Here is a 21,468-nt window from a genome sequence, read left to right as displayed (position 1 = left end):
CGTGTCTGTGTCTGTGTCTGTGTCTGTGTCTGTGTCTGTGTCTGTGTCTGTGTCTGTGTCTGTGTCTGTGTCTGTGTCTGTGTCGGTGTTTCAGGTTCTGTCCAGACACTCTTCATACGAATGCCAGGTAGCATGTCCCAGCCAAGGCCCCAATAACAGCAAAGGCCAGTACTGCAGACTCAGAGACAGGATCACGGCCAGGGCAACGATCAGAAACCAGAACGACAGCACCAGCTTGTTGCGCATGAAACAGGCCACACTGCTACGCACAGCCTCCAGAGCGCTGACAGTCTGATCGAGTAGCATCGGAATAGCCACGGCACTGGCCATCAGCACGGACAACGCCAGTAGCGCCCAGACCAGCAACGCGAGAGCAAACAGCAAATCGGGGCCGTCCCCGGCAGCTTCCAGCAAAGTTGATGAAAGCCCCAGCCAGAGCACCATCACCACACTCAGAAAAAAGGCAAAGCGACCAGCCGCTGCCGGATTTCGACACCAGCTGAACAGTGACAGCAGCAAATCGGGCCGCTCACCTGCCTGCAACTGCCGCGAAAGTTCGTAGATTCCCATCGACAGAAAAGGACCGGTGAACAGAAAGGCGGCACTCAATCCCAGCGCCACGGCCGGATTCTCGACGTGAGCACTGTCGATTCCGAGCCCCATCAGAACAAAGCACATTCCGTAGAACAGACTACGATAGCCGCTGGCGGGGATGTCTCGAAAACCGCCGACCAGCCATCGCCCCGGCGCTTGCCACGTCACCTTCCTGACTCGTACTTTCAGGGCGGTTCCCGACTCGCGGTGTGATCGGGAACCGCCCGACTCTTCGCCATTCTTGACATACTCATGCATCACGGTACCAGCATTCGCAGTGACCAGATCAATACTCTAGCGCTAACCGCAACTGATGCCGTTGAGCTATATCAAGTCGGCACTCATCCAGCTTGTAGCCTGACCCGCACAGGCATCAGATCGCAGGTTTCTCGTCCGTGCTGGTGTGTCGGTCCTCCTGCTTGACAATGGCAGCCACCGTGCTTTCCATATCCAGATGCCCGACGATCTTGCCGTCCTCATCCTTGATATTGACCGCCACCACTTCGTCCTCGGACATGGTGCGCGCAGCCGTTTCCAGATGATCGGTCACGGTGATCTCCGATACCGCATCGGCATGCGGACCTTCATTCATGACACTCTCTGTCAGGATGACGCGGCCACGATTGACGTCCTTGACGAAATTCTGGATGTACTCATCGGCGGGTTCCAGCACGATATCCTGCCCGGTACCCTCCTGAATCACCTCCCCGTCCCGCAGTATGGCGATGCGATCTCCCAGCCGTAGTGCTTCGTCGACATCGTGGGTAATGAATACGATGGTCTTGTGCAATTCGCTCTGCAAGTCCAGCAACACCGACTGCATGTCCATGCGAATCAAGGGATCGAGCGCCGAGAATGCCTCGTCCATCAACAACAGAGGTGCATCGTTGGCCAGTGCACGCGCCAGACCGACACGCTGTTGCATGCCACCGGACAACTGATTGGGGAAGTTGTCCTCGAACCCGGACAATCCGACCCGATCGATCCAGCGACGCGCTTCGCTCTCCTGACGATCCCGCGGTACGCCCTGCACCTCCAGACCGTACACCACGTTATTGATGACCGTTCGATGTGGCAGCAGGGCAAATTTCTGGAACACCATGGCCGTCTCGTGACGCCGGAATTCACGCAAGGCGCGTGTATTCATCTTGCAGACATCCTGACCACCGACAATGACTTCACCGTCTGTCGGATCAATCAGTCGATTGATATGACGGATCAGCGTTGATTTTCCCGAGCCGGACAGCCCCATGACGACCTGTATGGAGCCGGCCCTCATGGAAAGATTGATGTCTTTCAGGCCGAGCACATGTCCGTGCTTTTCCTGAAGCTCTTGCTTGCTCATCCCATCCTTGACGGCCTGCATGTAATGCTCAGGTCGCTTGCCGAATATCTTGTAGAGACCACGGATCTCGACGCTGGAATTCTGCTCTTCCATACCCGCTGTAGCCTCACTTCCCATGAACGACCTCCGAGTGCGACTGCAGTCGCTTGCCATATGCCTGACTGACCCGATCGAAAATGATCGCCACTCCGACGATTGCCAGACCATTGAACATGCCCAGAGTGAAATACTGGTTTGCAATGGCTTGCAGTACGGGCTGTCCCAATCCCTTGACACCGATCATGGAAGCGATGACGACCAGTGCCAGAGCCATCATGATGGTCTGGTTGATGCCGGCCATGATCGTTGGCATGGCCAATGGTATCTGCACGTTCTTCAATCGTTGCCAGGCCGATGAACCGAAGGCGTCAGCGGCCTCCAGCACTTCCTTGTCCACCATGCGTATTCCGAGATTGGTAAGACGAATGATGGGCGGTATCGCATAGATCACGACCGCAAGCAAACCGGGAACCTTGCCGATACCCAGCAGCATGACCACCGGTATCAGATAGACGAAACCCGGCATGGTCTGCATCACGTCAAGCACCGGCGTCACCAGTGATTGAAGCTTGTCCGACTTGGACATGGCTATGCCGATGGGGATACCCAACACGATGGATACAAACGTGGACACCAGCATGATCGAAATGGTTCGCATGGTGTTGTCCCACATGTCGAAGTAACCGATCAATACCATGGTGACGAATGTCATCAGCGTGATCTTCCAGCTGCGACTGGCAAACCAGGCAATCGCAACAATGCCGAGCAGTATGATCGGCCAGGGAGTTTCCAACAGGAATTTCTCGGACCAGATCAGCATCTGCTTGATGGGCTCAAAAAAAGCCTCGACCGCATCCCCATGCTCCCGGGTCCAGGCCCGAAAACCGCCATCAATACCTTTTTTCAACTCACGCAGAGCTGTCTTGTCCATCGCAGGAAATTCGTTAAGCCATTCCACAAACAGTTTCTCCTTGGTAGAAATACGAAAGGCGACCGTAGCCGCCTTTCGTCAAATGGTGATCAGTTGCTCAGAGCGAGTCCTTGACCTTACCCATTGCCTCTTCCGACACCCAGGCACCCCAGACGTCTTCGTAGTTCTCCAGAAAATGATAGGCAGCTTCTTCGCCCGTTGCCTGGTTATCAGCCATCCAGGCCAACAAGGTATTCACCGTACTGTTTTCCCAGCTGCGTGTACCGATGTAATCCATGGCAACACCAGCCTTCTCGGCGAATTCCTTGGTCACGACACTGAACACTTCGCTCTTCGCCCAACCATTGACCTTGGGTTCTGCACAATCCAGTACCGCAGTGCAGGCATCCCACTCTTCCTTGTCATGCTCGCCCATGTCGAGTTTTACCATCTCGTAGCGGCCCAGAATGGCAGTTGGCGACCAGTAGTATCCCAGCCAACCCTCTTCCCGCTCGTAGGCTTTTGCGATGGATCCGTCCAGACCGGCGGATGAACCGGTATCCACCAGTTCGAACCCTTTCTCCTCGCCGCCATAGGCCTTGAACAGATTGCCGGTGGTAATCTGACAGTTCCAACCTGCCGGACAGTTGTGCACGGCACCCATGGAGTCATCTTCCGGCGCAGGGAACAGATCGGGTCGTTCCAGCGCATCGGCAGGTGTCTTGATATCGGGGTTGGCATCGGCCACGTACTTGGGAATCCACCAGCCTTCCTCACCACCATCGGACAGCACTTCAGCCGCGATGATGAGCGCCCCTTCGTCGACCGCCGCATCGAGAGGTTCCCGCACAGCGTTGACCCACAGCTCCGGCGCCAAGTCCGGCTCACCCTTCTCGTTCATGGATGTGAACGTGGGCATGGTATCGCCGGAAATCAGCTCCGCGTCACAACCATAACCCTCACTCAGAATGACCTTGTCGATTTCCGCTATCAGTTCCGCCGACGCCCAGTTCATGCTGGCGATTGTCACGTCACCACATTCTTCAGCTGCGTTGGCGCTCTGTCCACCGAGCAGACCCGCAGCAACGATCGCGCTGGCCAGATATCTTTTCTTCAACATGTAATTCCTCTTGTTTGTCATCAACCATACAAGTATGACGCACTAAAGACCTTCGCGCATGACTTGCGCAAAATTGTCATCACTCTAGTGAATTCCCGAAAGGCAAGCAAATGAACGTCGCCTACAGAACAGCAGCATAGCAGAACATCACATGTTTCCCGACACCTGCGCCCCAACGAAAAACGCCGGAGAACCGCAGACAGAACTGTCTGAAGTTTCTCCGGCGTCGATTTGCAGCCAGTTCACGCCTTCGGTATGGAAAGCGTTAATTATTGTTTCCTGCGACCCCGGCCCGTTGGCTGGTCTTCGCTGAGGATTTCCTGCCTGAGCTAGTAACGATAATGTTCCGGCTTGTAGGGGCCTGCCGTGTCCAGACCGAGATACTCGCTCTGCTCATTGGACAGCGTGGTCAACCTGGCACCGATCTTCTGCAGATGCAGTCGCGCAACCTTTTCGTCCAGCGCCTTGGGCAGTACATGAACGTCGACAGAATAGTTCTCACTGCGTTCCCACAGTTCGATCTGAGCCAGCACCTGATTGGTGAAGGAGGCAGACATCACGAAACTCGGGTGACCGGTACCGCAGCCGAGGTTCACCAGACGACCTTCGGCCAGCAGGGTAATACGCTTGCCGTCGGGGAAGATGACCTGGTCAACCTGTGGCTTGATGTTCTCCCAGGTGTACTGGCGCAGGCCGGCTACATCGATCTCGTTATCGAAATGACCGATGTTGCAGACGATGGCCTCGTTCTTCATCTTCTTCATGTGATCGTGGGTAACGACATTGACGTTGCCGGTACAGGTAACCACGATATCGGCCTGGTCGGCCACATCATCCATGACCACGACCCGATAGCCTTCCATCGCCGCCTGCAAGGCACAGATGGGATCGACCTCTGTAACCCAGACGGTTGCTCCCATGCCGCGGAATGCCTGGGCGCAGCCCTTGCCCACATCGCCATAGCCCAGAACGACAGCAATCTTGCCAGCCACCATGACATCGGTGGCGCGCTTGATGCCGTCAAGCAGTGACTCACGGCAGCCATAGAGGTTGTCGAACTTGGATTTGGTAACCGAATCATTGACGTTGATGGCTGGTACTTTCAACGTACCTTTCTTCGCCATTTCAACCAGACGGTGAACGCCGGTCGTGGTTTCCTCGGACAGGCCCTTGATGTCGGCGAGCAGCTCCGGATAGTCGTTGTGCATCATGACCGTCAAGTCGCCACCATCATCGAGGATCAGGTTCGGTACCCAACCATCAGGGCCCTTGATGGTCTGGTGGATACACCAGTCGAACTCCTCTTCGGTCTCGCCTTTCCAGGCAAATACCGGTACACCGGAAGCCGCAATGGCCGCCGCAGCGTGATCCTGTGTCGAGAAGATATTGCACGATGACCAGCGCACTTCGGCGCCCAGAGCCGTCAGTGTTTCAATCAGCACCGCCGTCTGAATGGTCATGTGCAGACAGCCGGCGATACGGGCACCCGCCAGTGGCTGTTTGCCGGCATATTCTTCGCGCAAGGCCATCAGACCCGGCATTTCATGCTCGGCCATGGCAATTTCCTTGCGACCGAAATCGGCCAGGCCTATGTCGGCAACCTTGTAGTCACCGCTTGCGTCTTGTACTGATGCATTCATTGTTTGATGGGTCTCTGAAGTTGTGGATATCGAGCTGGCCGGCAGTGGCTCAACTCAGACCGGCAGCCTGACGCAACGCATCGGCGCGATCGGTCATCTCCCAGGTGAAATCGGGAAGTTCACGACCGAAGTGACCATAGGCAGCCGTTTGCTGATAGATGGGACGAATCAGGTCCAGCATGTTGACGATGCCATAGGGGCGGAGATCGAAGACATCCTTGATGATGGCTTCGATCCTGCGATCGTCGATCTTGCCGGTGCCGAATGTCTCGATACTGATGGACGTGGGCTCAGCGACACCGATGGCGTAGGACACCTGAATCTCGCACTTGTCGGCCAGTCCGGCTGCCACGACATTCTTTGCCACGTAGCGACCGGCATAGGCGGCAGAGCGGTCGACCTTCGACGGATCCTTGCCCGAGAAGGCACCCCCACCGTGACGGGCCATGCCACCGTAGGTGTCAACGATGATCTTGCGTCCGGTCAGGCCACAATCACCCACGGGACCACCGATCACGAAAACGCCTGTCGGATTGATGTGAATCTTGTTCTGCGGACAATTGGCCAACCACTCGGCAGGCAGTACCGGCTTCAGGATGTGCTCCATGACCGCTTCGTGCAGGTCACTCTGAGAGATTTCCGGATCATGCTGAGTGGAGAGCACCAGCGCATCGATACCGGCTGGTTTGCCATCCACATAACGCAGGGTCACCTGGCTCTTCGCATCAGGTCGCAACCAGGCAAGTGTACCGTCACGGCGAACCTTGGACTGCTGTTGCACCAGGCGGTGCGCATAAGTGACCGGTGCCGGCATGAGAACATCGGTTTCGTTGTTGGCATAGCCGAACATCAGACCCTGATCGCCAGCACCCTGCTCTTCCGGTGTGGACCGGTCGACACCATCAGCGATATCCGGAGACTGTTTGCCGATGCCGTTGAGTACGGCGCAGGTCTCGCCATCGAAGCCGACGGCGGAACGATCGTAGCCGATGTCCGTCACCGTCTTGCGCACCAGTGCTTCCAGATCCACATAGGCACTGGTCGTGATTTCACCGGCGATGATCACCAGACCGGTCTTCACCAGCGTTTCGCAGGCCACCCGTGCGCCCTTGTCCTGTTTCAGGATCGCATCCAGTACCGCATCGGAGATCTGATCGGCCATCTTGTCCGGGTGACCCTCGGACACCGATTCAGAAGTGAAGATATAGTCTTGCGCCATTACACCGGTCTCGATTGAATTTCGAACTCCATTGTACCCATAAACACATAAGGATGTATTTATATGTTTGTTCCCGTAACGGCATTCACTGTTCCCGGCTTTAATCAGGCGCAGTTACGCTCTCGTTGGCAGAGCTGCCCCTGGTAGCTGCCGGCGTCTGAGCAGATTGTGACAATGCCACCATGGTGCTACCACCCAGCAACACGGCTGCACCGACAATCTGCAGCGCCGTCAGGGTTTGCCCCAACACCAGCCAGTTGATGATCACCGCCGCGACCGGGAAGAACATTTCGGCTACAGCGCAAGTACGCGCCGGCAGGCGCTGCATGCCCAGATAGTAGAAGCCCATGCCCCCCAGTCCTGAAATCAGCACCATCGCAGCGATCAGGGTCAGGACATTGAAAGTGGGCCCCTCTCCCAGAAACTGCAGAGGCATCTGCATATCCAGCACTTCGGTAGGCGAGGCCAGCAGCCAGGCCAGTGGCGTCAACACCAGGAACCCCACCAGGAATCGTCCGGACATCAGATCGGTGGTACTGAATCCGCGATTGCTCAACTGTTTGCCGAATACGGTGGCCGCACCCCACCCCAACACGGCTATCAAGGTACAGCCGTAGCCCAGCAACAGGTCCCGGGACTCTCGACCCGCCCAGTTCGCAGGCTGCAGGGCCGGCATCAGGTCGCCAGCGGCAATCAGCAGACTACCCAGCAGACAGACTCCGAGCCAGAAGACGAAATGCCGATCGACACGCTCCTTGAGCAGGACAGCAGCCAGTGTCACCGCGACCAGGGGCTGCAATTTCTGGATGAGGATCACGACGGAGGGATTGATCAGGGTGAACGCATTGGTAAAGGCCACCGTACTCACGGCCGAGCCCAGTCCTCCCACGACCAGAAACGCCAGCAGTGCCCGCCTGTCGAACAGAGCCTTTCGCCACAACGGCCTCATCCAGTACAGCATGACGAGTACCAGGAACAGATGTTCGAACCAGACAATGGACCACGGACTGACGCCGCTGAACAACAAGGGGTAGCGAACCAGCGTATCCAGCGCCCACAGGATACAGGCGCTGAAGATCAGGAATATTCCTGTCATGAATCGAATCCGATCGGTGTCGACACCTGCACAGATGCCGGCAGTTGGTTGATGAGATCGCCAGCTACGAACTACCAAGGGAGCGTTACCTGCACAGCGTTACCTGATCAGGAATGTCCTGCCAGGAAACCCTCTGCACGGTCGCTCTGTAGCGCGAAAGCGGCTAGTGTACTGGATACCAACCCGCTGACAGGCATTCTTCGACATCGCATGACGACTCTGACAGACCACCCCATCACCCATCACTGGCCAGCGACGGACCCGGACCGATTGCAGCTGTACTCCTACCCCACTCCTAACGGCGTGAAGGTATCGATTGCTCTGGAGGAAATGGGATTACCCTACGAAGCCCATACGGTAAGCATCAGAGGTGATCAGCATACGCCGGCATTTCTGTCCTTGAACCCGAACAACAAGATACCGGCCATCATCGATCCGCATGGACCCGGTGGTCAACTGATCACGCTCTGGGAGTCTGGCGCAATCCTGCTCTACCTTGCAGACAAGACCGGCACGCTCATTCCGGCCGATGCCAGGGGGCGCGCCCAGACTCTGCAATGGCTGATGTTCCAGATGGGCGGACTGGGCCCCATGTTCGGCCAGTATGGCTATTTCAAGAAATTCGCTGGCAAGGAGGTCTCGGACCCCAGACCGAAGCAGCACTTCATTGATGAATCACGGCGCCTTCTGGCAGTGCTGGAACAGCAACTGAAGAGCCAGCCATTCATGGTGGGTGAGCAGTATACGATTGCCGATATCGCCATTTTCCCCTGGCTACGTGCGGTGCGAGACGTCTACGGAGCCGGCGAGGATTTCCGGATGGCAGAGTTCGAGAACACGATGAGCTATCTGGATCGCTGCCTGCAGAGACCCGCCGTCGAACGCGGTCTGCAAGTTCCCGCCGTTGATTGAGTCCGACACAGCCTCGCCCCGTCACTCGGTCGCCAGACAATGACACATGACCCAGGCAGCGTCTCATCGCTGCGCCGCAATCTGCCGAAAAACGAACGTCAGCCTGCCGGACGCAGTCGCATCGGCAGCTTCTGGCACAGCCGAATTATCCTGGCCGTCCTGACAGTGCTGCTGACCAGTGCTTGCCAGCGCGACCCTGCTCCGGCACAAGTCAGCGAAAAACCGGGCGCCATCCAGGACGGGAAAGCTCTCCGGGAGCAGCCCGGGATCAGCCGTTTCGGATTGCGTGCCCGAGTCAGCTATGAGGATATCGAGGCCATCGCCGCAGACCAGCTACCAGCCTCCTACCCGGTGGTCGGTGAGCGGCAGGTGTGCAAGCGCATCATCGGGATCAAGGCCTGTGGTACCGCACAATGGGACCTGCTGATCGAACGAACAGCAGCATTGCAGTTATCGGGTGTACAAGGCCTGATCACCGCCTCCGCGCCTTTGCGCTTCAGTGGCATGGTCGGAATTCGCGGCGCTGCGGCTCAGGCTCTGGGCCTGTCATCATTACGGGTCAGCGGTGCACTTGTCAGCACGATCAACACCACACTGATGATGCAGGCCGACTGGTGCCCCCAGCTACGGGTTGATGCCAGTTACCGCTGGACCGAAAAACCCACAGCGTTATGGCGTGGCAAGCTCGACATGGACCTTGAGAATATCGTCAATGACGCTCTGAACAAGCAACTGGCTGCGCTGGAACCGCGTATCAACGACAGCATCGACTGTGGCCGGTTTCGCCAGCAGCTGACGGAGCACTGGCGCAGCTACAGCTTCCCTCTGGAAATACCATCACCAGCCGATGATACGAATGCGACCCCGACTCCCGGTCCCCAGCAGGTTCATCTGAATATCGTACCCACCGGCTTTGCCTTTTCCGGCATTCAGACCGAAGCCGACAAACTGGGTATCGGTTTCGAACTGGAAGGCACCACCGTCGTTGCCAGTGAAGCGCTCCACCCCGAAGATCTTGACCTGCCTCCACTGCGCAAGGTCGACTTCCAGGCCAGCCGAACGGAGTTCAACCTGTTGCTGCGTGCAGACTACCAGCAGCTGGCTGCCGTCATATCCCCCCTGGTACTGGACAAGACTTTCACCTCCGATTCTGCCGCGGGCCGGGTCAGCGTGACGCTGACGCAGATAGCCTTGTCCGGCAACCGCGATGGCGTGACCGTGGCACTGGAATTCATCGCGCAGCTACCCGGTACCCGAAAAAATACCCGAGGCGAGCTCTATCTGACTGCCACCCCCATGGTGGATCCTGATCGCGAGCAACTGCAGTTACAGAATATCCGCCTGTCCCGATTGCTGGACTCCACCCTGTGGAACCTGGTCAGCACCGTTTTTGAAGGGCAGATCATTGCAGCGATCGAACGTGCAGCGACTCTCGATCTGTCGACTCACACTCACAGACTGGAACAGGCCCTGCTGTTACAGTTGCAGGACCCCGCTCGTACCGGTGATCTGAACATCCGTGCCGACAAGCTCGACATTCGCCTGCTGGGCATCCACGCCGAGGCCGATGCACTCGTGGCACGCACTCGTGTCAGTGCGGAGCTCGATATCGATATACCATTGACCGTACTGAAGAAACCGTTGAAGTAATTCAACGAAACCGAACAACACAGGACTCAGGCAGTGGCAAAGTCATTACAGGAACAACTTCGACAGGCAGGCATCGCCAGCCAGAAACAGGTGGTCAAGGCACGCAAGGCGCAGAATACCAAGGAAAAAATGCAGCGCAAGGGCGCCGAGATCGTCGATGAAACAGCCGAGCTGGTCAAGCAGCGCAAAGCCGAAGCGCTGGCACGCGACCGTGAACTCAACGCCGAAAGAGACCGCGCCGCCCGTCAGAAGGCCATTCAGGCCCAGATACGTCAGATCGTGGACCTCAATGCCATTACCGAACGTGGGGATACGGAGTACAGATTCGATCACGCCGGTGTCATCAAGACTCTGATGCTGACGACCGATCACCGTCAGGCCCTGATCCGCGGCGCTCTGGCCATCGTCGGTCAGGGTGATGAGCTGGTTATCGTGCCACGACAGGCGGCCGAGAAAATCGGTGAACGAGACCAGAGCTGGCTGGTATTGCTCAACACGCGGGATGAGACCGACGAGGAAATCGACGACGAGTATGCCGGTTATGAAATTCCCGACGATCTCATGTGGTAGAAGCCGCTATTTTTCGTAGGCTGGCAACTCGATGACAAAGGCATTGACCGAACCCGAGTCATACCAGTCCGAACCAAAGACGATTCGCGTGCCACTGGGACTGATGGTGGCATGCGGTTCCCCGAAATAGGCCTTGTAGCCGCCTCGCTTGGCATCCTTGCCGAATGAGCGATGATGCGCCAGGCGGCAGACGACTTCATTGTCCGGATCGGTATTGGCCAGATAGATTTCCGATAGCAATGCCGGTGCCTTGCGCTTGTTGCTGAAGAAATCAAAGGAACCATAGCCGACGCTGGACATCGCGATCCACCCTGGATTCCGGTAGGCCTGAGCCGACACATGAGTACCCGAGGTGGTGTAGGGATAGCCCTTTGCTTCATTGATGACCGGTCGGCACTCGCCGGTTTCCATGTTGTGCACGATCAGGTGACCGACCCCCTGCCAGAGGTCGTCATCACAGCCATTGGGAGAGGGATCGAATACCGTCTGAAAAACAGCATCCTGCCCGTCGTGGGTCTGGCCGATGTTGGCATGTTCGTGGTATTTGTACATGTCCTGTTTCAGCGCGACCGTTTTCATGTCGGGCTCCAGAACCTTGCCCTGCAACCAGAATCGTTCACCGGACGGGCCCGCAATGGGAGCACTCCACGGATCCCAACCCTGCTCCTTGCTCAACGGTGCCTGAATGACTTCATCTGTGCTAGGGCGATAGGAAAACATGAAGAATTCATCTTCGCTCTTGCGGCAGCGGAAGCCGAACAGATCGTCGTCAAGCGACTGCATCTGCACATCATTGCCGCCTGTCGGCAGGCCCTGCTTGCCACAGATGTCGTAGAAATCCCGCACCTTGTAGGACTTGTCATCCTTGATGCTGTAGCGCTTCAGGAAGCCATAGTCGCGTGAATACTTGCTGACGTAATAAAAGGTGTCGGGATCGGTATGACTCCAGTAAACCTCCTCGAGGTCGGAAGGGATGATGTCCAGCTCCCGAAACGGCTCGTAAGTCTTGCCATCGACCAGTACATGGGCAGGATTGTCGCCACCGCGATACAGCAACAGCATGGACTCATCTGCATTCCAGGCCTGCATCGAGCTGTAGGCCGGTTTGAAGATCTCTCCCTCACGTGCATCGGTGATCCGAATGACCTTGCTGCCGAAAGCCGGATCCTTGTAGTACTTCATGAACGGCGGCTTGGCGACCGCCGGGATCGTCACACGCTCCGTACCGGTGAACAAGCCTTCACACAGGTTATCGGAAGCCGCGGCCTGGGTGGCTCCTGCCATGATCGAGGTGGTCAGCAGCAGAGCGATTGAGAAGTGTTGCATCGTGATACCTGAAATATGCGGCGCATGGAGGCACGCCGCCTTTATCCGAACCCCGTTTGTCAGCGGATCAGAACGGGATGTCGTCGTCGAATTCCGCACCTGCTGCCGTTTGCACCGGTGTCGTTGTTGATGGATTCTGGGCAACTTGTGGTGGCTGTTGCGAGCGTCCCTGATTGTAATCGCCGCCACTGCTGCCATCGCTTCGCCCACCCAGCAACTGCATGTCCCGAGCGATGATCTGTGTGGAATATCGATCTTCCCCGGTATTCTTGTCCTGATACTTGTCAGTACGTATCGACCCTTCGATGTAGACCTGAGAGCCCTTTTTCAGGTATTCACCCGCGATCTCCCCCATGCGGTTGAAGAGTGTGACGCGGTGCCATTCCGTGCGCTCCTGCTTCTGTCCGGATGCCTTGTCGGTCCATTGTTCGGATGTCGCGATACTGATGTTGGTTACCGCACCACCGCTGGGCATGTAACGCACCTCGGGGTCTGCGCCAAGGTTACCAACCAGTATGACTTTGTTTACTCCACGTGCCATGCTTTTCTCCTAATTGTGAATAGCCGCCCAGTCCGTTCGGCGGTGAGTGAATTGTACCGTAGGGGTGCCTGAGGAATTGTATCTTTTCCTCTCTTGACTGGCTTTGCTTACAGCGATATCCGGGATCACCCGCCGCCCTCAGGCAATAGCCCGTGTGGCCGAGATCTCACTTTCGCTACCTTATGGCAGTGCCGAGCCCAGTCGATCACTCGAGTACAGGAAGTATCAGGCCTTTGCCGCCACCAGGTTGCCATGTGGGCTGATTCTCACCCCCGCAACGGGACACGCATTCTACAGCAGACAGGGGCTGACCCACACACCCGGTCAGCTGTCGAACCGGGGGAGGCGGACTTCTGTGTCGTGCATCCCTTCAGTTCCCGGAGACAAGCCTGGCAGAGCATCTACCGAGTGGACGCCAAGCTGCCGAGGTGTTGGTGAATCAGAGCGTGACTGATACTTCAAGGTTCCTGCATTACTTCACGCAACACTCTCTACAACCACTCAGCATCAAGGTACCGTAATGGCCTGCGCATGAATCTCGGACTTCAGGATTCTGTCCGCTTCGGCGTGTCCGACAAAATCTCTCGGCGGCCACGGCATTTCCAGATCATAATCGTCGCCTGTGGCGTTCATGTGTTCGCGCACTCTGGCATCCAGTTCCTTCTGAACATGCGCGTAGGCTGGATTGTCCAGCAGATTGTGTTGCTCCAGAGGGTCGTTGACCTGATCGAACAGGTAGACAGGTTTATCTTTCTTTCTGACGTATAACCACTCCAGTGTCCGTATCCCGCGCTCAGGTTTCGCGTGCTGTTGTTCTCTTCCGCCCTGACTTTGCTTCATCAGCTCATACATGACTGCTTCGCGAACGGGAGTATCGCTTTCGAGCACCGGGACAAGGCTCTTGCCTTGCACCCCGTCAGGTATCGGCAGACCACATATCTCCAGCAAGGTAGGCATGCTGTCGATTGATATATCGACCAGAGAGGCGGCTCTTTTGCCAGCCCCGAAACGTTTGGGGTATCTCACAAAGAACGGCACCTGCATCGAGCTGCGAAAGCATGAACGCTTCCATCCGCAGAAATGCCCGTGCTGACCCAACATGTCACCGTGATCACTCAGAAAAATGACGATGGTGTCGTCCAGCACACCTCGGCCTTCCAGCCAGTTCAGCAGGATGCCGACGTTGTGATCGACATTGGAAATCATGGCGTAGTACTCCGCCATGAATTGTCGAATCTCAGCTTCAGTCTCGGGTTCTCCCGGCTTTTTTGAACCACCTGCCGCCTTGCTCTTCTCCAACACATTGGCATCGCCGTCAAAATCGTAATCTATGCGCTCGCGAACAAACGCCCGCTGTGCGTCGGCATCGGGAACACCAGGCGGCAGGCTCAAACTGTTCGGGTCATACATTTTTTTCAGGTAATCGGGCATGTCCATGGGAAAATGCGGTGGCCCGAAACAGACATAGGCAAAGAACGGATTGTCGCCGGGTTTTTCCAGTACCGACTGCATGAAGTCAATAGTGTGCTCTGTCTGAACGTCCGGCTCATAGCGTTTGCAGCGATAGGGTTGTTCTGTGTCTCGGAAGTAGACAGCATCCATGTATTGATGCCCACGGTTGTAGCCGACAAAATGATCAAAGCCCATGCGGTCTGGACCGGGAGGCACGAATCCAGGCTTGGGCCCACCAAACAGATGCCACTTTCCGATGTAGCCGTTGTGATACCCAGACTCTCGCAAAATGGGTCCTATCGACGGTTGACGTTCTGGCTCGATGGCAAAATGATTCGAGTACAACCCGTTGGAATGCGCATACTTGCCAGTCAGAAACGAGCCGCGGAACGGCGTACACAACGGGTATGAAACAAAGGCATTGTCGAATGTCGTACCTTCCTGCGCCAAACGGTCCAGATGCGGTGTCTTGACGTCCGGATTGCCGGAAGGTCCCATGCAGTCGTAGCGCATCTGATCAGCATAGACGACGAGAATATTGGGCTTTTTCATTGTCCTGAATTACCGTTTGAGTGAATGGATGAAGGTGTCTGGTTTCCACCAGCCCATGAAGTTGTAGTCCGCAGCGTCCGTACATCGCAGCGGTTGCAGCGCAGCAGCGGCAATCGGCGTGTCAAACCCGCTTGTAGCAGCAATCTCAGGCACGACTCCCACAGCCTGGAACCTGACCATCTGCTCACTGACGGAACCGAAATCGTGCACTGCCTGTCCTGCCGTCAACAAGGACCGGGGGCAGGCATACCCCATGGATCCACTACCCCCACTGCGCTCACGCGTATTCCCCCATTGGTATTGCGTGCCTGCATCTGTTCATGTCTGCCCGCTCTACTCTGATTGCCTGCTTTCTATCTTCTGGTCTTTTGCCAGATTCTCTGCACGGATACCAGCAATGCAATGGTAAAGAAGAGCAATGCCCACGGTCGTTCCATGAATATCAGCCAACCACTGTTCGACAGCAACAATGACTGCCGAAAGGCCTCTTCAGCACCCGAGGCAAGCACGAAGGCGATAATGAACGCAGCAGGCGAAAAACCATTCTTTCGCATGAAATAACCCAGAAATCCTGCACCACACATGATGAAGATGTCGGAGATACTGGTTCTGGAGGAATAGGCCGACACAATGCAAGTCAGGAATATATAGGGATAGACAAGCCTGGGCGGTATCATGGCAATGATGCGTCCGATCAAGGGCCCGCCGAAGTAACCAATGATCCCGTAAAGCAGGATACCCAGAAGCCCGGCAGCAAACAGACCGAAGATCAGGTCACGTGAGGTGTTGAAGATGGACGGCCCGACCGGTATGCCATGAATGAGAAACACGCCAATGAGAATGGCGGCGATGGTACTGCCTGGTACTCCCAGCGCCAGCAGCGGAATCATGGTGGGACCGGATACGGCATTGTTTGCTGACTCAGGAGCCGCGATGCCTTCCACGATTCCGGTGCCCCATTTCGAAGGGTCGCGCGAACGACGCTTCTCTTCGCCGTACGCCGAAAAACCTGCCACTGCGGAGCCAAGGCCCGGCAGTATGCCGATGAACGCCCCCAGTACGGAGGACCTGAACATGACCGGAACACAGCGTTTGAACTCCGCCCAGGTAAAGCGTGAAGCATCCGGATCAGTACTTTTTGTCCGAGTTTCCAGCACCGTGCCGGCTCGCATGTTTTCTATCTGTATTGCAAGCTCTGCCAGTACGAATATCCCGAGGAGCAAGGGAATCAGGGCTAGTCCTGACTGCAATTCCATCGACCCGAAATCCAGACGTGGCTCGGCACTGATCGGATCAATACCGATCATGGCCACCAGTACCCCCAGAGTGGTACTCAGAACGCCTTTGATGATGGAGTCACCCGTCACGGAGCTGATAACGATGAATGCCATCATGTAAACCGCGAAATACTCGGGTGGCCCGAAACGCTCCGTCACCGACGATATGGCTACGGCTCCGAAGATCAGAATCAGCTCACCGGTAAAGTCTCCGAACACGGATGAAACGGTTGCTACCTTGAGCGCCTTCCCGGACTTGCCGGCCTTTGCCATTGGATAGCCATCGGCGAGAGTGGCAGCCGAGGCCGCCGTACCCGGAGTATTGAACAGGATGGCCGAAATGGAACCTCCGAACCGCCCCGATTTGCCTATGACATACAGAAATGCCAGTGCTGACAATGGGTCCAGATAATAGGTGACCGGCACAAGCATGGCTATTGCAGCAGCAGCGGTAAGGCCCGGGATGGCACCGACGATCACTCCGACAAAAGCCGCCAGTACGACAAACCCGACGGCAGTCGCATTACTGAACAGATGGGCAAATCCATTGAAGATATCCATGGCTCGTTCTAGCGGATCAACAGTTGGGAGATATCGACCAAGGCGCCCGGCGGATCATAGATCCCCATACCCTTGATGAATACGAGATAGAAAATCAGAGAACCGCCAGCGGCGTTGGCCAGACTCAGTTTCCAGGAATTGGAAAACAGGCGAAAGACCAGCAAGGCGATAATGAAGGTCGACGCCAGATAGCCGGACCAGTAGAACAGCTGAGCATACACAGCAACCAGCAACATCAATGGCCCAGACTCGAGAGTGAGGTTCCTGACGGTGATTTCATCATCCTTCGCAGGTATATCCGGCCTGAGCAGATTCACGACCATGATGCACAGGCTCAAGAACACCACGATGAGACTGATTACCAATGGCACCGCACGTGGCCCGACAGAATCCGAGCCTCCTGTGGGTATACCCCATGACTGCTGAAGAAAGACCAAACCAATGATCAGAATGAGGAGATTGACCACCCATCCAATGTTGCGGCTCATGATTGACTCCTGTGGGTGAAGTGGTCGGCGGTAACGAATGATATTCACGTTATCCGCCGACGCGGTGTCATTCGCTCTTGAGGGTGGGCAGAATGCTGTTGACGTTGGCGAGAATGCTCTCGGCCTGTGCTGTGGTATCGCTTGCCGGCACCAGTGCAACAGGAAACAGCAGTTTTTCCATTGCTGCCCGAAAACCTTCCGTTGAAGCGGCTTCCGCAATGGCATCGGACAGAATTGCCATGACCTCATCGGAAGTACCGGCCGGTGCCAGCACACCTACAGGACTGTCGATGCCAATGAAGTCAATGCCCTCTTCTCCGGCAGCTGGAACCGATGGGTCGATGAGATCAGACTTAGACTGGCGAAGTACTCCAAGTATGCGCATCTTTTCGCCATAGTTGACTTCGGAATTCATGTTCTCTACACCGAAATCCACCTGTTCGCCGATCAGGGCCTGTCGTGTCTTGGCAGATCCGCTGAATGGAACTGCCTGAACATCCAGATCGTTGGCAGTGATGAAGCCGACACCGGCAGCCATGAATGCGGAACCACTGCCATTATGTGCCCAACGCAACTCACCAGGACGCTTCCGCGCATCATCGATCAGGTCCTGAAGACTCTGATACGGACTGTTCACGGGTACTGCAATTGCGGGAACCAGTCTCGAGACCGTGCCGGCCTGCTTGAAGTCACTGAATACATCCAGTTCGCTCTTGCCCAGCTCCTTTGCCAGTATCATGCTGCCGATAGAGCCGTACCACAGCGTATAGCCGTCCGCCCTGCTCTTCGATACGAAGCTCGCCGCAATCATGCTCGCGGCGCCAGGTTTGTTCACGATCACCACAGGTTTTCCCATGACATCCTGCAGCTCAGCTGCAAGGGCGCGGCCGGTCAGGTCGGTCCCACCACCAGCATTGAAGCCGATGATCAGATTGATGGGTTTTACCGGATAGTCGGCGGCAATCAGAGGCGTCGATACAGCCAGTGCAACCAGCAAGCTGCCAGTCAGTAAACCTGCAAGCCTGGCCTTGTTCATTATCTTTCTCATGGTAGTTCTCTCCTCGTTTCAGTTTATTTTTCAATGTTCTCCAGCGCTCTGCACCGGAGAGGCTCATGCCTCTGGCTGGCGCTCCTGCGTCCATTCAATCTGCGGGATGTCGACTTTGGGAGATGGCGGCCAGCCATCGCCTCGCTGAGAATTCAGACTACGATGGGGCGCCCATCGATAAGGCTTGTCCGGCTTGCCGACCAGCTTGTCACCGTCAAACCACTCCATATCAGAACCATATAGGCGAGATATCAGCAAGCTCTTCAATCTGTCCAGCTCTTCAGCATGGGCAGGCTCATTGCTGATATCCAGCATCTCGCGCGGGTCTTCGTTCAGATCGAAAAGCTGAAAATGATGGCCGACAGGATAGTAGATCAGCTTGTATCGGTCGTCTCTGATCATGCGCGACGCATGATCATCTTCTCCGCACTCACCGTAAATACAAGCATTGCGCTGATCACCGACCATCGATATACCATCACAGGATTCCGGAATATCGATGCCGCAAAGATCCAGCAGTGTCGGCATGACATCGGCAAAACCGACCAGTCGATTATCGACGACACCTTCGTCGGTTCTGGGGTTGCCCTTGTTGGGCATCAGAATCATCGGGATATTCGCAGAACTCTGATAGAAGATGCGTTTGGCCGCCATATCGTGATTGCCCAGCATGTCACCGTGGTCGCTGGTGAACATGATGATGGTATCGTCCAGTAGTCCCTCCAACCGCAACGTACCGATCAAGTAGCGTATCTGATGGTCTATCTGGGTACAAAGAGCATAAAAGGCACGCTTCGCTTCAAGCATCTGATGCTTGGTGTAAAGGTTGCTGCGACTCTGCAACGCCGAGATGGCATAGGGCAATTGGTCAGGGTCTCGGGCCCACTCTCCTATGTAAGGCTCATCCAGTTCGATATTGCGATACAGGTCGATATAAGCCTGTGGTGGTACCAGCGGAGGGTGTGGATGTCGAAATCCGAGGTACCAGAATGCTGGTTTGGTGGGGTCACGTCGCTTGATGGTACGTGCCATGTTGCGTGCGGCCCAAGTGGTGGCGTGATGCTGTTCATCAAGATGCCAGGGTCTCCAGTGATACTGGTTGTTCGACATGCCATGATCGAACTGGCGTCCGGGCAAGCCCTGGTCCCCCAGATAGATATCGTAGTCATCCAGAGTTCCCCACTGTGGACGTCCCTCATCATCCAGTAGAACCGAGTCGAACCCGATGCGGTCACGCTGGGGATGCACGTGCAATTTTCCCACAGCATCCGCCTGATAGCCCGCATCTCGGAAAGCCTGAGCAAGCGTGGTCACATCCGGCATGATCAATTGATCATTGAATACTCTGTCGCCATGAGATCTTGCAGACTGGCCCGTCATGAGGGTACGACGTGCCGGAATGCATACGGGACACTCCGAGTAGGCGTTCGTATAGCGGACGCCGCAAGACGCAATTTCATTGAGCCCGGGTGTCAGTATGGTTTCGTTTCCGGCGAACCCCAGGTGCTCCGCAGCCCAGTGATCTGTGCAGATGAGTAGTACATTCGGTTGATCCGTGGCCATTGGGCCCTCCTGTTTGTTTCAAGTCAGCCTAAGGCAATACCCATAATGAAGAAAATGATGTTTAATGTACTGGCTATAACAAAATGGAATTACTTACATGAGCGGTAGAGTCTCACTGCGACAGCTGATTGCCTATCGCGCGATCATGACTGCGGGAAGTGTTTCCGTTGCCGCCAACGACTTGAACCTGAGTCAACCGGCGCTCAGCAAGCAGATTGCTGCGCTGGAAGATGCCCTTGGAATACGCCTTTTCTCACGTCGACGCGGTGGGCCGATGATTCCCACCAGAGCTGGTGTGGAACTGTTCAAGTCCATCGAGGGGACAATCTCGGGAATTGACCTCATTCCGCAAATCGCCAGGGAGATCGCGGAGCACTCGCGTGTCCGATTACGCGTTGCTGCAACACCGCCGTTGCTCAATTCCGCGCCTTTCATGCGCGCGTTGATTCACTTCCGTGAGAAAAATCCGAGCGTACGACTGGCACTGGAAGCGCGTCGCAGAATCGATATAGAGGAATGGGTCTACAGTCGTCAGGTGGACGTCGCCCTTGCCTTGCTTCCGTTGAAAAACCCCTTGTTATTCAGTAAACCGCTGCTCAAATCGCGTGCTGTGGTGGTGGTCTCTGCTGATCATCCTCTGGCAAGACGAACCCGTGTCAACCTGAGTGATCTGGCCAGCAGCACAGTCATACTCCCCAGCCGACAACCGTTACGGGATCAAATAGACGCCTGCATTCGAGGCCTGCCGGAGGCATTCAGTGTCGACATAGAATCTTCTTCCTCCCTGACCTGCTGCAAACTGGCCGCTGCTGGTCTGGGTGTTGCCATCTGCGACCCATTCAGCCCGACAGCATTCTCCAGCTCGGAGGTTCGAGTATTGAAGTTGGAGCCTGCCATCAAGCTGGCCTACGGTGCCATCATGCACAGGACCAGCGACGTCAGTGGCATGACCGGTTTACTGCTGGATGCAGTGACACAGGAGTTCAAGGCAATCTGAACGTGTGATACGTCTCGGCTCTGCATTTCCGACACCCTGACTTCACTGCCTGTCACTGACTCTTCGTGCCATGCATCTTTCCGAGCGCAAAAACCCGTATTGGTCGTCTGGTCGTCTGGTCGTCTGGTCGTCTGGTCGTCTGGTCGTCTGGTCGTCTGGTCGTCTGGTCGTCTGGTCGTCAGAGATTTGCGCCATGGAGGGCCTGAGGAGTTGTGTATCTTCGACTTTTGACTAGCTTTGCCGATCGGATATTGTCACCCACCTGCCAACCGATGCGCAGGTAACTGCAACTCGCTTCCATCCATTCATGAACATAATGGATGCTTCCATGAATACAAGGGTGGACGCCAGTCAGGGGAGATATGGACAACCGGGAATTCAGGCAGCATTGCAACAGCTTCTGGTTTCCCGGAACTCGACGTGATATGTTTTCAGGTGCGGACCGGTGAGTTCTTGACACGGAACGCCCGGTTCTGCCACAAGGAATAGTCGGGTCTACGCGGATTCGTGTGGGTTGATTTGGGCGTTTTTGGGTAGTGGCGGCAGGAATGATGCGATGATCTTGAGT

Annotated in this window: 18 protein-coding genes; 4 read left to right on the top strand and 14 right to left on the bottom strand. The window is 55.9% G+C overall.

The genetic code is table 11. The features are described 5' to 3' along the window. Window positions 1–90: 90 nt before the first annotated feature. From ACUNV4_RS05100 to ACUNV4_RS05070, 7 genes are all read right to left on the bottom strand, one after another. The gene (locus ACUNV4_RS05100; protein WP_430877429.1) at window positions 91–852 is read right to left on the bottom strand and encodes a DUF2189 domain-containing protein; all 762 of its coding nucleotides are present in this window, start codon (window positions 850–852) and stop codon (window positions 91–93) included. A gap of 115 nt (window positions 853–967) precedes the next feature. Next, a complete protein-coding gene (locus ACUNV4_RS05095) occupies window positions 968–2,056 on the bottom strand; it encodes a quaternary amine ABC transporter ATP-binding protein (protein WP_430877428.1) in 1,089 nt (362 codons plus the stop codon). Beyond that, window positions 2,046–2,909 (bottom strand): ABC transporter permease, encoded by an 864-nt coding sequence (locus tag ACUNV4_RS05090; protein ID WP_430877427.1) that lies wholly within the window; start codon window positions 2,907–2,909, stop codon window positions 2,046–2,048. The genes ACUNV4_RS05095 and ACUNV4_RS05090 overlap by 11 nt, the downstream gene beginning before the upstream one ends. Window positions 2,910–3,006: 97 nt before the next feature. Further along, window positions 3,007–4,008 carry an ABC transporter substrate-binding protein gene (locus ACUNV4_RS05085; protein ID WP_430877426.1) on the bottom strand — a complete coding sequence of 334 codons (1,002 nt, stop codon included), beginning with the start codon at window positions 4,006–4,008 and terminating at the stop codon, window positions 3,007–3,009. A 329-nt stretch (window positions 4,009–4,337) separates the two neighbouring features. Beyond that, window positions 4,338–5,648 carry an adenosylhomocysteinase gene (ahcY, locus tag ACUNV4_RS05080; protein ID WP_430877425.1) on the bottom strand — a complete coding sequence of 437 codons (1,311 nt, stop codon included), beginning with the start codon at window positions 5,646–5,648 and terminating at the stop codon, window positions 4,338–4,340. A gap of 49 nt (window positions 5,649–5,697) precedes the next feature. Next, on the bottom strand, window positions 5,698–6,867 hold the full coding sequence (gene metK / locus ACUNV4_RS05075) for a methionine adenosyltransferase (protein WP_430877424.1): 1,170 nt from the start codon (window positions 6,865–6,867) through the stop codon (window positions 5,698–5,700). Window positions 6,868–6,967: 100 nt separating this feature from the next. Further along, entirely contained in the window at window positions 6,968–7,963 is a 996-nt protein-coding gene (locus ACUNV4_RS05070) for a DMT family transporter (protein ID WP_430877423.1), read from the bottom strand. A 210-nt stretch (window positions 7,964–8,173) separates the two neighbouring features. On the opposite strand from ACUNV4_RS05070, the gene ACUNV4_RS05065 reads away from it, so the two are divergent. The 3 genes from ACUNV4_RS05065 to ACUNV4_RS05055 are packed head-to-tail and all read left to right on the top strand — an operon-like array spanning window position 8,174 to window position 11,095. After that, a complete protein-coding gene (locus ACUNV4_RS05065; protein WP_430877422.1) occupies window positions 8,174–8,875 on the top strand; it encodes a glutathione S-transferase family protein in 702 nt (233 codons plus the stop codon). A gap of 39 nt (window positions 8,876–8,914) precedes the next feature. Further along, window positions 8,915–10,525, top strand: coding sequence for a DUF4403 family protein (locus tag ACUNV4_RS05060; RefSeq protein ID WP_430877421.1), 1,611 nt, complete (start codon window positions 8,915–8,917; stop codon window positions 10,523–10,525). 33 nt (window positions 10,526–10,558) lie between these two features. Then, on the top strand, window positions 10,559–11,095 hold the full coding sequence (locus ACUNV4_RS05055) for a DUF2058 domain-containing protein (protein ID WP_430877420.1): 537 nt from the start codon (window positions 10,559–10,561) through the stop codon (window positions 11,093–11,095). A gap of 6 nt (window positions 11,096–11,101) precedes the next feature. Here ACUNV4_RS05055 and ACUNV4_RS05050 read toward each other — a convergent pair whose 3' ends face one another. The 7 genes from ACUNV4_RS05050 to ACUNV4_RS05020 all read right to left on the bottom strand — a co-directional run bounded on the left by ACUNV4_RS05050 (window position 11,102) and on the right by ACUNV4_RS05020 (window position 19,903). Then, the gene (locus ACUNV4_RS05050; protein WP_430877419.1) at window positions 11,102–12,421 is read right to left on the bottom strand and encodes a hypothetical protein; all 1,320 of its coding nucleotides are present in this window, start codon (window positions 12,419–12,421) and stop codon (window positions 11,102–11,104) included. 67 nt (window positions 12,422–12,488) lie between these two features. Then, on the bottom strand, window positions 12,489–12,962 hold the full coding sequence (gene ssb / locus ACUNV4_RS05045; RefSeq protein ID WP_430877418.1) for a single-stranded DNA-binding protein: 474 nt from the start codon (window positions 12,960–12,962) through the stop codon (window positions 12,489–12,491). Window positions 12,963–13,469: 507 nt separating this feature from the next. Then, window positions 13,470–14,966: a sulfatase family protein gene (locus ACUNV4_RS05040; RefSeq protein WP_430877417.1), complete on the bottom strand. Its 1,497-nt coding sequence runs from the start codon at window positions 14,964–14,966 to the stop codon at window positions 13,470–13,472. Between the two features lie 353 nt (window positions 14,967–15,319). Continuing rightward, complete coding sequence (locus tag ACUNV4_RS05035) at window positions 15,320–16,804, bottom strand: tripartite tricarboxylate transporter permease (RefSeq protein ID WP_430877416.1); 1,485 nt, start codon at window positions 16,802–16,804, stop codon at window positions 15,320–15,322. A gap of 8 nt (window positions 16,805–16,812) precedes the next feature. After that, window positions 16,813–17,292, bottom strand: coding sequence for a tripartite tricarboxylate transporter TctB family protein (locus ACUNV4_RS05030; RefSeq protein ID WP_430877415.1), 480 nt, complete (start codon window positions 17,290–17,292; stop codon window positions 16,813–16,815). Window positions 17,293–17,359: 67 nt separating this feature from the next. Then, window positions 17,360–18,340 (bottom strand): Bug family tripartite tricarboxylate transporter substrate binding protein, encoded by a 981-nt coding sequence (locus tag ACUNV4_RS05025; RefSeq protein ID WP_430877414.1) that lies wholly within the window; start codon window positions 18,338–18,340, stop codon window positions 17,360–17,362. Window positions 18,341–18,403: 63 nt separating this feature from the next. Beyond that, entirely contained in the window at window positions 18,404–19,903 is a 1,500-nt protein-coding gene (locus tag ACUNV4_RS05020) for a sulfatase-like hydrolase/transferase (protein ID WP_430877413.1), read from the bottom strand. A 97-nt stretch (window positions 19,904–20,000) separates the two neighbouring features. Between ACUNV4_RS05020 and ACUNV4_RS05015 the strand changes: the two genes are divergently transcribed. After that, window positions 20,001–20,900, top strand: a complete 900-nt coding sequence (locus ACUNV4_RS05015) for a LysR family transcriptional regulator (protein WP_430877412.1) — start codon at window positions 20,001–20,003, stop codon at window positions 20,898–20,900. Window positions 20,901–21,468 lie beyond the last annotated feature (568 nt).

The organism is Granulosicoccus sp. 3-233 (genome assembly GCF_052681095.1).
This window is presented reverse-complemented; position numbering and strand designations above follow the sequence as displayed.